Annotated in this window: 11 protein-coding genes, 1 tRNA gene and 1 pseudogene; 7 read left to right on the top strand and 6 right to left on the bottom strand. The window is 68.4% G+C overall.

Annotated elements, in window-relative coordinates; genetic code table 11:
- Positions 1-241: 241 nt before the first annotated feature.
- Positions 242-2,287, top strand: a complete 2,046-nt coding sequence (locus ABD115_RS16430) for an ABC transporter ATP-binding protein (protein WP_382389561.1) — start codon at positions 242-244, stop codon at positions 2,285-2,287.
- Between the two features lie 31 nt (positions 2,288-2,318).
- Positions 2,319-3,077, top strand: coding sequence for a helix-turn-helix transcriptional regulator (locus tag ABD115_RS16425; protein WP_343962872.1), 759 nt, complete (start codon positions 2,319-2,321; stop codon positions 3,075-3,077).
- 157 nt (positions 3,078-3,234) lie between these two features.
- Here the strand turns inward: ABD115_RS16425 and ABD115_RS16420 are convergent, their stop codons facing one another.
- Positions 3,235-5,826, bottom strand: coding sequence for a collagenase (locus tag ABD115_RS16420; RefSeq protein ID WP_343962870.1), 2,592 nt, complete (start codon positions 5,824-5,826; stop codon positions 3,235-3,237).
- 258 nt (positions 5,827-6,084) lie between these two features.
- On the opposite strand from ABD115_RS16420, the pseudogene ABD115_RS16415 reads away from it, so the two are divergent.
- Positions 6,085-6,795, top strand: a pseudogene (locus tag ABD115_RS16415) (hypothetical protein); the annotation flags it as partial.
- 53 nt (positions 6,796-6,848) lie between these two features.
- On the opposite strand, the gene ABD115_RS16410 reads toward ABD115_RS16415, so the two are convergent.
- From ABD115_RS16410 to ABD115_RS16395, 4 genes are all read right to left on the bottom strand, one after another.
- On the bottom strand, positions 6,849-7,964 hold the full coding sequence (locus ABD115_RS16410; protein WP_343962868.1) for an acyltransferase family protein: 1,116 nt from the start codon (positions 7,962-7,964) through the stop codon (positions 6,849-6,851).
- A gap of 14 nt (positions 7,965-7,978) precedes the next feature.
- Positions 7,979-8,800, bottom strand: a complete 822-nt coding sequence (gene nusG, locus ABD115_RS16405) for a transcription termination/antitermination protein NusG (protein WP_343962866.1) — start codon at positions 8,798-8,800, stop codon at positions 7,979-7,981.
- A gap of 43 nt (positions 8,801-8,843) precedes the next feature.
- The gene (gene secE / locus ABD115_RS16400) at positions 8,844-9,113 is read right to left on the bottom strand and encodes a preprotein translocase subunit SecE (RefSeq protein ID WP_343962864.1); all 270 of its coding nucleotides are present in this window, start codon (positions 9,111-9,113) and stop codon (positions 8,844-8,846) included.
- Between the two features lie 38 nt (positions 9,114-9,151).
- A tRNA-Trp gene (locus tag ABD115_RS16395) sits at positions 9,152-9,227 on the bottom strand.
- A 211-nt stretch (positions 9,228-9,438) separates the two neighbouring features.
- Between ABD115_RS16395 and ABD115_RS16390 the strand changes: the two genes are divergently transcribed.
- Positions 9,439-10,641 carry a pyridoxal phosphate-dependent aminotransferase gene (locus ABD115_RS16390; protein WP_343962862.1) on the top strand — a complete coding sequence of 401 codons (1,203 nt, stop codon included), beginning with the start codon at positions 9,439-9,441 and terminating at the stop codon, positions 10,639-10,641.
- Between the two features lie 59 nt (positions 10,642-10,700).
- Here ABD115_RS16390 and manA read toward each other — a convergent pair whose 3' ends face one another.
- Positions 10,701-12,017, bottom strand: coding sequence for a mannose-6-phosphate isomerase, class I (manA, locus tag ABD115_RS16385; protein WP_343962860.1), 1,317 nt, complete (start codon positions 12,015-12,017; stop codon positions 10,701-10,703).
- Positions 12,018-12,057: 40 nt separating this feature from the next.
- Between manA and ABD115_RS16380 the strand changes: the two genes are divergently transcribed.
- The 3 genes from ABD115_RS16380 to ABD115_RS16370 are packed head-to-tail and all read left to right on the top strand — an operon-like array spanning position 12,058 to position 15,877.
- A complete protein-coding gene (locus tag ABD115_RS16380) occupies positions 12,058-13,515 on the top strand; it encodes an O-antigen ligase family protein (RefSeq protein ID WP_343962857.1) in 1,458 nt (485 codons plus the stop codon).
- A gap of 34 nt (positions 13,516-13,549) precedes the next feature.
- The gene (locus tag ABD115_RS16375) at positions 13,550-13,906 is read left to right on the top strand and encodes a hypothetical protein (RefSeq protein WP_343962856.1); all 357 of its coding nucleotides are present in this window, start codon (positions 13,550-13,552) and stop codon (positions 13,904-13,906) included.
- Positions 13,907-13,942: 36 nt separating this feature from the next.
- Complete coding sequence (locus ABD115_RS16370; RefSeq protein WP_343962853.1) at positions 13,943-15,877, top strand: hypothetical protein; 1,935 nt, start codon at positions 13,943-13,945, stop codon at positions 15,875-15,877.
- Positions 15,878-15,897: the final 20 nt, after the last annotated feature.

Here is a 15,897-nt window from a genome sequence, read left to right as displayed (position 1 = left end):
GCCCGCCAGCCGCGCCAGCCCCGCCGGCCCGCCAGCCGCGCCAGCCCCGCCGGCCCGCCAGCCGCGCCAGCCCCGCGGGCCGCGTCAGCCCCGCGGGCCAGCGAGCGCCGAGCGCCCAGCTCCGAGCGCCCAGCGCCGCCAAACCGCACACATTTCCCAGGGCTCGCGCACCGGAGCTGGATAGAGTGGACGGGTGCCAGACTCTCACGCGCGACAGCAAGTTCAGCCCTCGAATGCACCGCTGTCGGCGGCACCGACCCCCGCAGAGAACGGGCGCAGGCGCAGGGGCGCGCGCGGCGCTCAGTCGGGCCCTCGGGCCTCGTTCAGGCAGCTGCTCCCCTACCTGTTCGAGCAGCGCGGCCTGCTCGGCTTCATCATCGCACTGAGCCTCGTCAGCGCGCTCGTGTCGCTGTCGCAGCCGCTGCTCGTTGGCCAGGTCATTGAGCGCGTGCAGGCCGTGGAGCCGCTCGGCGCGCTCGTCGGTGTGCTCGTCGCGGTCGTGATTATCGGCGCGCTGCTCGACGGCTACCAGCACTACCTGCTGCAGCGCATGGGCGAGGGCGTGGTGCTGCGCTCGCGCCGCCGACTCATCGCCAAGATTCTGCATCTGCCGATCTCAGAGTTCGACCGCCGCCGCACGGGCGACCTCGTCTCGCGCGTCGGCTCTGACACGACGCTGCTGCGCGCGGTGCTCACGCAGGGGCTCGTCGAGGCCGTTGGCGGTGCGCTGCTGTTCGTCGGCGCGCTCGTCGGCATGTTCATCATCGACCCGGTGCTGTTTTTCATCACCTTCGGCATCATCGGCGTATCGCTCGTAGTCGTCGTGCTGCTCGCGAGCCGCATCCGCCCGGCCGTGGCGCGGGCACAGGAGAAGGTCGGCGATCTCGCCGCCTCGGTGGATCGCGCGATCGGCTCGATGCGCACGATTCGCGCCGCTGGCGCCGCAGACCGCGAGCAGGCCGCGATCGAGCGCCAGGCCGAAGAGGCCTACGGGTTTGGGCTGAAGATCGCGAGAATTTCGGCTCTCATCGTGCCGATCTCGTTCATCGCGCTGCAGGTGTCGCTGCTGTCGGTGCTCGGCTTCGGCGGGTACCGCGTCGCCTCAGGCGCGATCGAGATCAGCCAGCTCGTCACCTTTGTGATCTTTCTCTTCATGATGATCACCCCGCTCGGCCAGGCATTCGGCGCATTCTCTGCGGTGAATCAGGCGCTCGGCGCGCTCGGCCGCATTCAGGAGATCGACGGCCTGGCAACCGAGACCGCAAACGACGCTGAGCTCGCACCAGGTGGGCGCATCGTGGCGCTCGCCGACACCGCGCCCCACGCAGCAGCCGGCAGCACGGCAGCCGGCAGCACGGCGGAGGGCGACACGGAGCCGCGCGACACGGCGGCGCGAGACACCGCGCCCAGCACGGCGACGGCACGGGCGGCGAGCGAGCCGGCGATCCGCTTCGCTGACGTGCACTTCACCTACCGCTCGGCTGCCCCCGACCGCGTCGACGCGCGCGAGCTTGTGCGCGGGCGGGCCGGCCGCGCTGCCCAGGCGGCCCCGGCCGATATCGTCGAGACGCCGGTGCTCCACGGTGTCTCGTTCGATGTTCCACGTGGCACACGCGTCGCGCTCGTCGGCCCCTCTGGTGCCGGCAAGTCGACCGTGCTCGGGCTCATCGAGCGGTTCTACGACCCCGATTCTGGCGCCATCGAGCTCTTTGGCACCGATATCAGAAGCCTCGACCGCGCGGAGCTCAGGGCCCAGTTCGGCTACGTCGAGCAAGATGCGCCGGTGCTCGCGGGCACCCTGCGCGAAAACCTGCTGCTCGCTTCGCCCGACGCGAGCGACGCAGCGTGCGAGCGCGTGCTGCGCGCGGTGAACCTCGGCAGCCTGCTCGACCGCTCGGCCGAGACCGCGGGCCTCGACACCGGGCTCGATGCGCAGGTCGGCGAACACGGGTTGATGCTCTCGGGCGGTGAGAAGCAGCGCCTCGCGATCGCCCGGGCGCTACTCACCGCTCCCCCGATTCTGCTGCTCGACGAGTCGACGGCCTCGCTCGACGGAGTCAACGAGCGCCTCATGCGCGAGGCACTCGACTCCGTGGCGACGGGGCGCACCCTCATCGTGATCGCGCACCGGCTCTCGACGGTTGTCGACAGCGACAAGATCATCGTCGTAGAAGACGGCAGGGTGCTCGGTGAGGGCACGCACGCCGAGCTCGTCGACCGCGTTCCGCTGTACCGCGAGCTCGCGGAGCATCAGTTGCTCGTGCCGAGGGGCCCAGACGCGCAATAATGGTCTGTATTCCACAGACGAGGACGTGCAGATGGATCTCTCAGAACTCACCGTCAGACTCGGCGAGCTCATAGCGGTTGCCCGCGGCGGCGTGGCTGGCGACGCCGATATCGGCCGCGCGATCACCTCGCAGGAGGAGGGCACCGCGCTGTTCTCGTCCATTCAGCTCACCGCCCGAGAGTCGATCAGCGCGCTCGACAACGGCGACTACTGCCCGAACACCCACGGCCAGAGCCGGTCGCAGACCGTCGCGCTCGAGGCGGGGGTGCGCTACCGGGTCGTGTACTCGACGGCGATCTTCGAGGAGGATGCGCACCTCGAGGCCACCCTCAACGCGATCGCACAGGGCGAGGAGGCACGGGTATCGGACCTCGTGCCATCGCGGCTGCTCATACGCGACGCCCGCGAGGCGCTCGTCATCGCGCAGGGCTACCCCGAGGTCGAACACCTCGGGTTTCACACCTCGAACCCGCTCGTCGTCGACTTCCTGCTTAGGCTCTTCGAGTCGGTGTGGGAGCGGGCGCTGCCCGTGACCGCCCCGCAGCTCGACGGGGTCGCGGGGCTCACGCCAGAGCAGGTCGAGCTGCTGCGCTACCTCGTGCTCGGCCGCACCGACGCGAGCATCGCTCGCTCACTCGGCGTGAGCGAGCGCACGGTGCAGCGTCAGGTGCAGGCGATTCAGCACCGCCTCGGCGCGCGCGGCCGGTTTCAGCTCGGCGCGCGCGTCGGCGAGTTTCTGGCGCGTGGCGGGGCGGATCGCGGGGCCGATCGAGCGGTCGCGGCCCAGTAGCCGGCCCCGCCGAACCCGGCTGAACCGAACCCGGCCACACGCCGAACCTGGCCACACGCCGAACCCGGCCACACGCCGATCGCGGCGCCCCGGGGCCGTAGCCTCGTGAACGCCGCGATCGTCGGGGTGTGCTCAGCGGGCACCCCGGGTGTTTGCCCTAGTACTGCGCGTACACGCTCACGTTGTCGAACGCGTCTGCGCCATAGAGCGTGACGTAGTTCCAGCCAGCGGCGGGCCAGTCGATGACGACCTGCTCGCTCGTGCCCGGGTTCGTCGAGCGCGCGACGTGGTTCTGCTGGCTCGCCCAGCCGGTGTGGCCGACGTACAGGTCGGCCTCGCCGGTGCCGCCCCCGGCGGTGACGGTGAGCCGCGGCGTGCCGGTGGGCACCCAGATGAGCAGGTAGTCAGACTGCCCTGCACCGGCCGAGCGCTGCATGCGGCCGCAGGCCTGCCCGAGGGCGCGCGCATCGCCGTCTTCGCAAACTGGCACCTGCCAGGTGTTCTCGCCGCCGGTGCCCGGCTCCTCGCCATCGGTCACGGTGACGGAGCGGCTGACCGTGGCGGTCGCTCCCTTGTCATCGGTCACAGTGAGCTTCACGGTGTAGTCTCCCGCCGCGGCGTAGCTAATCGCCGGGTGCTGATCGGTCGAGGTCTCGCCGTTGCCGAGCTCCCACGCCCACGAGGCGATGGTGCCGTCTGCGTCGCTCGACTCGTCGGAGAAGGTGACCTCGAGCCCATTTACCGCCGCCGAGAACGCGGCGGTTGGCGGCGTGTTTGTCGTCGGAGTCTCGCCGCCGAGCTCAGCGCTGCAGTTGCCGGCGGCGCACTCGGTGAGGAAGCCGGCGAACTCTTGGTCGTAGCTCGTGCCGATGCTGTTCTTCAGGTAGGCGCGCGCCGCGTTCCAGTCGCCGGAGCGGTAGTACCCGAGCACGGTCTGCAGCTCGTTCGGGTGCTTGTTCAGCATGAAGCTCACCGCGAGGTAGCCCCAGCGGTAGATGCGGTCGGTGCCGTGGTCGTACGTCGTGTCGAAGAGCTCGCTCAGCGTGTGGGCGCCGGTGCCAGCGAGCTGCTGGGCCGCGGTGTACTCCATGCCGCGGTAGTGGTACGAGATGTACTCGCCGAAGCCCTCAACCCACCAGATTGTCGGGGTGAGCATGTTCTCGGCGAAGTCGCCGTGCATGTTGAAGCGGCCGTCGAGGTAGTGGGTGTACTCGTGGTTGAGGTTCCAGATAGCGAACTCGGGGCGCAGCCACTCGGCCTCGTAGGCGATGAACCTCGCCTGGTTGCCCGCCTGCGAGGGGTCACCCTCGAGGTACATGCCGCCGTTGTTCGTGTCGATGTCGAACAGGGTGCCAGCGTACGACTGGTAGTCGTCGCTCGAGTCGAAGGCGACGACCTCGATCTTCGTGTTCACGTCGCCCGGTACGGGCCCGGGATCCTTCGCGACCGCGTGGAAGTACGCATCTTGCCCGAGCAGGCTGTCGCAGCTCGCGGTGAGCTCGGCCTGGCTCATGTCTTGCGCGCGAATCGTGATGCTCGGGCTGCACTCAAACGTGGTTGGCAGCACGAACGCTTCGATGCGCTCCTTGAAATCGCAGGTGCCGTAGTAGTCGCAGTTCGCACGGTCGAACCAGTCGCCCATCGAGGCAACGGCTACCCACAGCGCTGAGCCAGGGCCGTTAAGCGAGGTCGCGTCGAGCACGGCCTTCACGTGCGGCTTCGCTGCGGCCTTCACCTGCGGGTCGCCGAGGAAGCGGCCGAGCTCGCGCCCCGCGTTCGTGACGAGGTAGGCGCGATCGGTTGCGAGCAGGCCTGCGTTGTCTGCGGTGAAGTCGCGCAGCGTCTGCAAGATCGACGGGTCGGCCGCAACAGCGTTCACGAATGCGGGCAACTGGTGGCCGCGAAACAGCACCGTGTAGGTGGCGTTCACGGCGTTCAGCATCCACCACGAGGAGTCGTAACTCGCGTCGTAGTCGGCGAGCAGGCGCTTGATGACCGGCAGGTAGCGGTCGTTGAGCTCGGCGCTGTCGATGAGGGTGATCGCTTCTGAGAGCGTCTCGCCGTTCGCGTCGGTCACGTCTTCCGAGCGCGGGTTCGCGAAGAACGCGTCGAGCGCGCCCGTCATGGCCGTGTCGAGGGCGGCGCCGTAGGCCGGCACGCTCGCGGAGTTGTAGTACTGCACGTAGAAGCCAGCGCGCAGAAACAGCACGAACTGGGCGGCAGAGGTGGAGTTATTGCCCTGGTAGTTCGCCGCAATGGCCTTCAGCTCGTTCGCGGCCGCGACCATCTTTGCCTCGCCAAACACGGCCGAGGCCTGGCTGCCGGTGACCGAGAAGAGCGTATTCACGCAGTTCGTGGTGCTGCCCGCGATGAGGTCGACGAGCGCCTGGCCCGAGGCCGCCGCGAAGGCGTTGGTGGTGCACTCGTTCGCGGCGCGCGCGGCGGAGCGTTCGGTGGCCGATCGCTGTGCCGTCGCGGCCATCGACGGCCGGTCGGGTGCGGCGACAACGCTATCGCCCTCGGTGCGCATCAGTTCGGCGTTCGCGAGCAGCGGCGGGAGCGCCTCGGTCGTTTCGTCGGCGCGCGGGTTCACGAGCCCCGAGATGTAGGCGGGCGCGGCGTCGTCGACCGGCGCGTCTGCGCCGCCCGGGGCCGCGAGCGCGGTGGCGGGCGCCGTGAAGGCGAGCCCCGCGCAGACCGCGATGCCGAGGAGCATCGTCGCTCCCCGCCGCATCGTGTGTGCTGTCATGGTGTTCTGGTTCCTTTCGCCGGGGCGGGCGCGGCAGCGAGGAGCCGCGCGTGCCCGATTCATGTTTTGGGCACGCCGCGTCACGCCCCGGCGCGGTGCCGGGGCTCAGATGCGCGCCCTGCGGTCAGTGTGGCACAGCCCCGGTGGGCGCGCCAAGGTCGGAAACATGCCACCGGGTGGCGCAGCTGCGACAGCGCCGATGCCGCGGCTGGGCGCGGCGCGGCCCCCGCGCTCGCGCGAGCGACGCCTGCGGGTACAATGTCAAGTGGTATAGCTCCGGGGCACTCCCCCGGCAGGCCCGCTCAAGGAGGATCACCCGTGGACGTCGCGCAGCTCTCCGCCCGGCTCGAATCGCTGCTCCACGATGTGCGCGAGCTCCCGGTAGAGCCAGCGCCTCGCGTCGCCTCGCTGGGAAGCCCGATCGGCACCCGCAACGAACTCCGTTCGCGGCTCTTGGCGCTTCGGCGGGCGGCGACGAGCACGCTCTCGGCGCTCTACCCAGCCGGGCAGGGGGCCCACACGATCTGGGGCAGCCTCCCCCAACTGCGCCCGAACGCCGCAACGCCCCATCGGGGCGGCGGGGCCGACAGGCAGGCGGGCCACCAGGTGCGCCACCGCACGGTGTTCGCGCCGCCTGGCAGACCGCGAGACTGCGCTGACGACGCCGTGCGGGTCTCGGAGCTCGTCACCTCGGGGCTCTTCATTCGTGACGGCGCCGAGGCCATCCTTGTCGCGCACGAAGACGAGGGCGCTCCGGCCGCGGCGCTGCACACTACGCACCCGTCGTTTGTGCACTACCTCACCGCGGTGTTCGAGAGCGTCTGGGAGCACGCGACGCCGGCGCCTGCCGCCCAACAGGCCAACGGCGGCGAGACCTTTGGGCCCGAGGAGCGCGAGCTGCTCGGGCTGCTGCGTCGCGGCCTCACCGATGCGAGCATCGCGCGCGAGCTTGGGGTGAGCGTGCGTACCGTGCAGCGTCGGGCCAGCTCGCTGCAGCAGCGGCTCGGCGTCAGCGGCAGGTTTCAGCTGGGGTTGCGCGTTGGCATCGGCGCGAACAGCCAGTCCATGCGCGGTTCGACGAGTGGGCGCAACACCCGCGACACCAGCGACGACGACAGCAGCACCGCGATCGCTACCGCGGCAGCGCTGAGCACGATGACGCCGAGCCACCCCAGTTGACCGACCGCGCCGACCACCCCCGACTCTCGCAGCGCCCACACGACAACCCCGTGGAGCAGGTAGACGTAGAGGGTGCGCGTGCCCCACACCGTGAAGATCGAGTGCCCCCGCGGCACCACGATGAGCAGCGCGAGCGTCATCGCAGCTGCGAGCGCGAGCAGCAGGGCCCCGACGGCGACCCCGCCTGCGGCGAGCCCAAACCACCCGGCGACGCCGTCGCCGTTCGCGTTCCACGCGCCCAGCGGCGCGCGCTCAAACATCCACGCGTAGCTGTCGCGGTGCGTGAGCCAGCGGTCGATGCGCCACGCGCCCCTGAACCCGCCGGGGAGCGCCGCTAGCGCGGCCATCACCGCGGCGATGCCGGCAAACAGCGCCCATGCCGCGGCTCGCAGCCCGCGCGACGGCGCCATGAACCAGTCTCCCGCGAGCCAGCCGCGCTCCTTCGCGAGCCAGGCCGCGACGAAGAAGGGCAGGAAGGCGAGCGTGCGCGCCGCCGAAAAGTTCACGCCGATCGCCGGCAACAGTGGCGCGATGAGCGCGAGCCCGGTCGCAACGACGAGCGGGTGCTTCAGCCGCGCGATGTAGGGCAGCAGGATGCGCATCGTCGCGAGGGTGACGAGAAACCACAGCGTCCACGCCGGGCTCACCAAGAAGTTCTGGCTCAGCTGCTTACCCGACACCACGCCGCGCAGCACGGCCCAGATGCCCTCCCACAGCCCCCACACCACGAGCAACTGCACGGTCGAAGCGATCGCCTTCGGAGTCACCTCTGGTTTCGAGAACAGCCCCGAGAGCGCGATCATCGCGGGCATGTGAAACAGGTAGATGTAGGCGTAGAGCGCGAAGCCGAGCTCGGTGTCGGTGCGCACCGTCGAAATCAGGTGCCCGATGACGACGAGCACGATAAGCGCAAAGCGCGCGTTGTCCCAGAGGGCAACGCGCGCTTTCGCAGAAGTCATGTGACCGCTCAGGGCTAGACCATCTTCGTGACCTGGTCGAAGCCGAGCTCGACCGGGGTCTCGCGCTCGAACAGCGACACGAGCACGGTGAGCTTGCCGGCCGCCGGGTTGATCTCGCTGATGGTGCCGGGGAGGCCCTCGAACGAGCCCGACTTGATCGTGATGGTCTCGCCGATCTCGAAGTCGATTTCGACCTGGCCCTGGGCCACGGCCGTCGCGGGGGCCTTGCCCTTGGCGGTTGCCGCGGGCTCGAGCTCAACGGTGCTCTTGAGCATCTCGAACGCCTCGTTGAGGCGCAGCGGCACGGGGTTGTGAGCGTTGCCGACGAAGCCGGTCACGCCGGGGGTGTGTCGAACAACCGACCAGGTGCTCTCGGTGAGGTTCATGCGCACGAGCACGTAGCCCGGAATGCGCACGCGGGTCACCATCTTGCGCTGGCCGTTCTTGACCTCCATGACCTCTTCCATCGGAACCTGGATCTCGTAGATGTCATCTACGGCACCCATGACCTCGCGGCGGTTCCAGAGGTTCGACTTCACCTTGCGCTCGTACCCGGCGTAGGTGTGAATCACGAACCACTTGCCCGGCAGGCGGCGCAGTTCTTTCTTGAAGGCCTTGTAGGGGTCTACCGCAGACTCGGCTGCCTCGTCTGCAGCGCCCTCTTCCGTCGACTCCTCGTCGACGATCGCGTTCGCCGCGGCCTCAGCCTCGTCGACGGAATCGATATCGAGTGCGTCCTCGACTGCCGCGTCGACCTCGGGGTCGGCCACGTTCGCCAGCGCGTCAAGCGCCGCGTCGAGGTCTGCCTCAGGTGTAGAGCTGTTCTCGGGCGTCATCTCAGTGGTGCCTTCTCATTCGTTGCGGGTGTGGATCTACTGGCTAGCCCAGCGGCGTGCCGAAGATGAAGAGGGTGACCCAGCCGAAGGCCTGGTCAAGCACCCAGACGAGCGCCATCATGATGATCACGAAGGCGAGCACGACGAGGGTGTACCTGACGAGCTCCTTGCGGGTCGGGGTGACAACCTTCTTCAGCTCCGAGAACACCTGCTGAATGAACAGAATGATCCGACCGAAGAACCCACGCTTGCGATCATCCTGCTTCGCTGGCTCGACGTTTCCGCCGTTCTCAGCGAGTTCAGTGCTGCTCATCGTGTGTCCTTTCAGTGCCCCGGCCTGAAAGCCAGGTGTGGCAGGGCGGACAGGACTCGAACCTGCAACCTACGGTTTTGGAGACCGTTGCGCTACCAATTGCGCCACCACCCTAAAAGGTGAAACCCCTGCCGTATCGAAAGCGTTTTGGGCACAACCGATAATGGCAGAAGTCAATGCCTAGCTATAACACTACGCGATCGAGCCGCCCTTGTCGAACTGAAGTTCATTTGCCGGGCAGGCCGGGAGCGCCGCGGCTCAAAATCTGCTGCGCAATCTCGGGCGGGAGCGAGCGCGGGCATGCGCCCAGGAGTAGGCTTATTGCGTGACCGAAACCAACCGTTTGTCAAAGAAGATCGCCGCCATCGCAGAGTCAGCGACGCTGAAGGTGGACTCGAAGGCGAAAGCCCTCCAGGCCGAAGGCCGCCCCGTCATTAGCTACGCCGCCGGCGAGCCTGACTTTGCGACCCCGGAGCATATCGTCGACGCGGCCCGCAAGGCGCTCGACGACCCCAAGAACTTCCGTTACACCCCCGCGGTCGGGCTCCCCGCGCTGCGCGAGGCGATCGTGCGCAAGACCAAGCGCGACTCCGGCCTTGACATCACGCCGGCCCAGGTGATCGTCACCAACGGCGGCAAGCACGCCGTCTACTCGGCGTTCCAGACGATTCTCGACCCGGGCGACGAAGTCATTCTCCCCGCCCCGTACTGGACGAGCTACTCCGAAGAGATCAAGCTCGCCGACGGCACAGCGGTCGAGGTGTTTGCCGGCGCTGATCAGGGTTACAAGGTGACCGTCGAGCAGCTCGAGGCGGCGCGCACCGACCGCACGAAGGCAATGCTGTTCTGCTCGCCGTCGAACCCGACCGGCGCGGTGTACACCCCCGAAGAGACCAGGGCAATCGGCGAGTGGGCGCTCGCGCACAACCTCATCGTCGTCACCGACGAGATCTACCAGAACCTCACCTACGACGGCGTGCGCGCCATCTCGATCGTCGAGGCCGTGCCCGAGCTTGCGAACAACACGATGCTCGTGAACGGTGTCGCGAAGACCTATGCGATGACCGGCTGGCGCATCGGCTGGCTCATCGGCCCGGCAGATCTCATCAAGGGCGCGGCGAACCTGCAGTCGCACATGACGTCGAACATCAACAACATCGCGCAAATTGCCGCAGCTGCAGCGCTCGACGGCCCGCAGGAGCCGATCGAGGAGATGCGCCAGGCCTTCGAGCGTCGCCGCGGGCTCATCATCGAGGAGCTGAACAAGGTTCCGGGCTTCCACTGCCCCATGCCAGAGGGCGCGTTCTACGCCTACGCCGACGTCACCCAGGCGCTCGGGCGCGAGATTCGCGGCGTCACTCCGACGACCTCGCTCGAGCTCGCCGACCTCATTCTCTCCGAGGCCGAGGTCGCGGCGGTTCCCGGCGAGGCATTCGGCCCCTCCGGCTACCTGCGCTTCAGCTACGCGCTCGGCGACGACGCGATCGTCGAGGGTATTCGCCGCATTCAGGCGCTGCTCTCGGAGTAGCCGCGAGAACCGTACAAACAACGCGATCGCCCCGGGCCAGCTAGCCCGGGGCGATCGCTTTATGACCGGCCCGAGTCGTGCTGCGGGAATGATTCGCCAACGGTCGCGAGAAAGACCTCGCCGCTGCCCGTGAGGCGGATCGGCTCGCCCGCAGACACGTAGAGCGACTGACCGCGCGCCACGTTCGCCATCTCGGCAAGCTCAGCCTCGGGGCGCGAAACGAGCACCCTGCCTGCGGTCGCAATCAGCACGAGCGGCGCACTCGCGTCGAGCACGACCTCGCTCGCGGCGCCGGAGAGGTGCGCACCGTCGTGCTGCCCCGCACCAAACGACAGCGAGCCCGCCGCGCCGCCAGCGCCGGGGGCCTCGCCCGCGACCCTGGCCCTGAAGAGCTGAAAGTCTGGCACCCCCGGCCGCCAGGCGCACAGCCCGGGCGCGAGCCTCTCGCCGCGCAGCCGCGGGTCGTCGAGCGCATCGAAATCGAGCACGCGAAGCATCTCTGGGATGTCGACGTGCTTCTCCGTGAGGCCGGCGCGCAGCACGTTGTCAGACGCCGCCATCACCTCGACCGCGATGCCGCCAAGGTAGGCGTGGAGCTGACGCGCGCCAAGGTACACGGCCTCGCCTGGCGCGAGCGTGACGTGGTGCAGCAGCAGCGAGACGAGCACACCGGGGTCGCCCGGGTAGTGCGTGACAAGCTCGCGCAGGCAGGCAAGGCGGCCGGGGTCGATCGCGGGGCGCGACCCTTCGCCGACAGCGTCGACAATGCCGCGCAGCGCCTCCTCGACCTCGTCCGACTCCCCAAAGGCCCAGGTGAGAAAACCCTCGCGCGCCTGACCGGGGTCGGCGGCGACCAGCCGATCCGCCACCACGGAAAGCGCGGCGGCGCCGTAGGGCGCGGCCTGCGCGAGCGCGCGCATGTCGAGCACCGCGTCGGCGATCGGCCGAAAGCCGCTGAGCGCCGTCACCTCGCTCAGCGCGACGAGCAGCTCTGGTTTGTGATTCGCGTCGCGGTAGTTGCGGTGCGGGGCGTCGATCGGCACGCCCGCCGCCTCCTCGTGCGCGAACCCGGCCCGCGCCTGCGCAAGATCGGGGTGGGCCTGCAGCGACAGCGGGGCACCAATCGCAAGCACTTTCAACAGGAACGGCAGCGAACCGCCGTTGACGCCATAGCGCTCCGGATCCTTCGCAATGAGTTCGATGAGCGTGTGCGGCACCGGCGTCGCCTTCGCGACGCTCGCCGGGCTCCCCGGGTGATCGCCCAGCCACAGCTCAGCCTGCGGCTCCCCCGTCGGCGCGTGGCCGAGCATTTCGGGGAGCGCGACCTTCGACCCCCACGCGTAGGCGCGCGGCGTGTTCGCGATGAAGATCAGCACAATGCTCCCTGCGGTATTGGCATGCTCTACCATACCGGGTATGGCCAATACCAAGACGAGACTCGGGGTGAGCGCGTACGCAATCGTCGTTTTCGTCTTCACCCTCGCAAGCAACGGCGTGCGAAATCTGCTCGGTTGGCCCGCGTTCATCGCCTGCGCGGTGATCATCGCCGCGATCGGCGCCGTGATGTTCATCAAGCTGCGCCCACCGCGCTTCAGGTGGTACCGGCTACCGGCCCCGATCTACCTCTTTCTCGCGCTCGCCGCGCTCTCGATTCTCTGGTCACAGTACCGCGCCGAAAGCGTGCTCGGCGTCATCGCGCAGCTGCTCACCACGCTCGTTGCGGTGACGCTCGCTTTCGTGCTCACCTGGCACGAGGTGCTGCGCACGCTCGGCACCGCGCTGCGCTACGTCATCGGGCTGTCGTTCGTGTTCGAGCTGTGGGTCGCGGTGTTCGTGGGGCAGCCGCTCCTGCCCTGGTGGCTCGAGCTCACGGCAGCGCAGCAAGAGAAAACGCCGAAGCTGCTGTACTGGAGCCGCGACCTCTTGTTCGCAGGCGGCCCCATTCAGGGCCTCGTCGGCAGCTCGACTCTGTTCGGCTTCATCGGCCTCATCGGCATCATCGTGTTCGCCATTCAGTTGCGCGCAAAGCTCGTCACCCGCTTCGCCGGCTGGTTCTGGGTCGCGATGGCCGCAGCGACCCTCGCGCTCACCCGCTCGGCGACCGTCGCGGTCGCGCTCATCGCCGTCGCCGGCGCCCTCGCATTCGCCCTCTGGGCGCGCAGGCGCGGTGCCGAGGGCAGGCTCCCCGTCTACGTCACCGGCGGCGCGCTGCTCGCCGTGCTCGCCGCCGCGCTGCTGTTCGCCCGCACCGCGCTCTTCGGGCTGCTCGGCAAGAGCGCAGACCTCACCGGCCGCGGCGACACCTGGGAGCGCGTGATCGAGCTCGCTCAGCAGCGGCCGTGGTTTGGCTGGGGCTGGGTCAGCTACTGGGCGCCGTGGGTCGAACCGTTCAAAACGCTCGACAAGCAGGGCGGCATTCAGGTGATGAGCGCCCACAATGCGTGGCTCGACGTCTGGCTGCAGCTCGGCATCGTTGGGCTCTTCTTGTTCGTCTTGCTCGTCGGGCTGACGCTGTGGCGAGTGTGGTTCAGGGCGGTGGATCAGCCGCGGCGCGGTTTCGGCCCGCCGCTACCGTACGCCACGAGCGCGCTCTGGCCGTTTCTGCTGATGGTCGCCCTCGTCGTGCAGTCGCTCACCGAGAGCCGCATACTCATCGAGAGCGGCTGGCTCTTGCTCGTGCTGCTCGCGGCGAAGTCGCGCTTCGATTTCGAGCTGCCGTCGCTCGACGCCGAGCCGCAGCGCGTGCCGTGGCGGCAGGTGCCGATTCCGCGCGACTACGCGCCGGCGGCTGCGGGGGCCGGTGCTGGTGGCGGCGCTGGTGGCGGTGCCGGTGGTGGTGCTGTCGCTGGCGGGCGTGCCGCGACCCAGCCGTGACCTCGCGCATAGGGTTGCTTGGTAGATTGGGTTCGTGAACCTCACGACCGAACGCCTGCACAAGCTGCGGGCAGACGCGCGCCTCGAACGCGAGACGATTCTCGAGTATCGCGTGCGCGGCGGCCAAGACCCGGCCGTTGCCTACGAAGAGGTCCCTGAACTCGACGACTTCGTCGTCGCCGCGCTGCGCGACGAGCTGCTCGAAGACCGCGGCCAGCTCGCCGAGTACGGGCTCGCGAGGCTCGCCGCGCAGTCATCGAGCGCCGACGCCGACGCGCACCGCGCGAACGCCGACAGGGTCGAGTTCGAGCTGCTGCGCGAAATCGCCGACGCGGTGCCCGAGCTCGCGGTCGCCGTGTGGCGGGCTGCCGGGAAGTTGGATGTTGGGTAGGGCGTAGGGGCGCCCAGCGCTGCCTAGACTGAGCGTATGGTCAAGGTCTTTTACGGCGCGCTGATTGCGCTCATCGTTGCGTTCGCGATCAGCGAGTTTACGGGCCTGTGGCCAGAGCAATTTGGCTCGGTGAGTCGGCTGAACGACCTGCTCGGCGTGCTCGCGATTTTGCTCGTCGTCGCTTCGCTCGGGGCGATGACGCTGCCGTCGGTCGTTGCGTGGTCGTTTCGAAAGCCGCTGCTTCGGGAATACAAGTGCATCGCGAAGGCGCAGAAGGCCTCGGGCACTTCGGCCGGTCAGGCCGGCAGCGCAGCCGCCCCACTCGACCACGCCGAGTTCTTCGAACAGCTCACCCATGGAATCTGCGCCTTCGACGACCACACAGACACTTCGCCTGCGCGGCTTATCGCGCAGGCGGGTCAGCGCACCCGCACGCTCGCCGAGTGGCCCTGGCAGCTGCCAGAGCTCGCCCCGTGGGCTACCGGCGCCGAATCACGCCTGCGAGCGAACGTCGTCTTGCGTTTCTTGATGCGCGAACGGCTCGAAACCGTGACAGGTCGGTTGCAAACCCTGCACGCCTACGCGCGGAGTTTCCCTGCGGCTCCCCCCGGCATCGCAGAGGGCGGCGCCGCCGAGGGCTCCAGGCAGCTCATCAACCGCCGCGCCTCCCGCGCATTCTCGAGCCAGGTCGAGAGGCACACGGGCGCCTCGGTGCTCGCCACGGGGCTCCACACTCGCGCCGGGGTCGATACCGTGCGGCTGTGGCACTCCGACCGCGTTCGCTCGCAGAACGCGTCTGGCGATCGTCGCCCCACCGATGGCAACTTCGTGAAGAACCATTTCCCTGGCGATGCGCGCCCCGCCGGCCGAAAGGCTCGCGGCACCGCCACCAGCGCTGCTGCACAAGAGGTGCTGCCCAAGTGCGAGTGGGAGAAAAAGCTCCAGGCCGACGAGCGCTATCTCATTGGCGACAGAGACAACCACGTACCCATTCTTGATGGCGTCACCGTCTCGGAGAATCGGTGGGCTGGCACGGTCGAGTTTGTGCTCTCCACTCATTCGAGCTGCTCGGCTGCGACCGACCACTCACCCTACGCGTGCAAGGGCGCCGCCGATGCCCTGGGCCTTGGCGCTTCGCCGATCTGGGCCGAGGAGCAGCGCGTGGTGAAGCGAAACTACAGCGCGTCGCAGCAGGGGGGCGAGGGCCACGAGGAGGGGCTGGTCAAGCCGAGCGTGCTCGAATCAAACCTCGCCGTGCACGTCGTTCTCGTGATTACCGACGAGCAGAACAACCGCTATCTGGTGCTTGTGCGTCGGGGAAACACCTTCAGGTTTGGTAACGCGATGCTGACCGTGCCAAGCGAAACGATCGCGCTCGCAGCAGGCGGGCACCGCGGCTACACCGACGAGCACGGCGCGCCTGACCTGCGCCAGCATGCCCTCAGCGGCCTGCGGCGGGCGCTCGGCATGGATCTCACCCCAACGCAGCTGCGCCCCTCGCATGTTGTCATGGTGAATCAACGCGAGAGCCTCAACTCGGCAAGCGGCGGCCGCTCGCAGCTCGTCTGCTCAGTTGGGTTCACCGCCAGTCTTGCCTGTTCAAAGGGCGAGATCGAAGCTGCGCTCGCGCAGGCCTCGCGCGTTAGCCAGCACGGAGTGCAGGGGGTCGTTTTTCTCCCCCTTGGCACCGCGACAGGCGCCGCCTCAGACGCCGAAGCCGAAGCCCAGGCAAACGCGACCGTCGACGAGCTCTTCGAGGACCTCGCCGCCAGGCGACCCGAGATGGACCAGATGAGCACGACTGCCGCCCTCATCGTCGCGGGGCGCCTCCTCGGGATAGGGCGTCTCACCGACGCACTGAAGAGCCTCGCGGGCGGCTCCGAGTGGTGGAACGCTGCATGGCACGACGAGCCAAGCGGCCCGAGCCGCGCCGCCGTGGGGTTGGCGCAGTCGCGGGTGATTCCGCAGTAAGCCATCTGCCGTTCATTTCC

The sequence above is a fragment of the Leucobacter albus genome, assembly GCF_039528015.1.
GTDB lineage: Bacteria > Actinomycetota > Actinomycetes > Actinomycetales > Microbacteriaceae > Leucobacter > Leucobacter albus.
The sequence above is the reverse complement of the archived record's forward strand: the minus strand, read 5'-3'. Positions and strand labels throughout refer to the sequence as shown.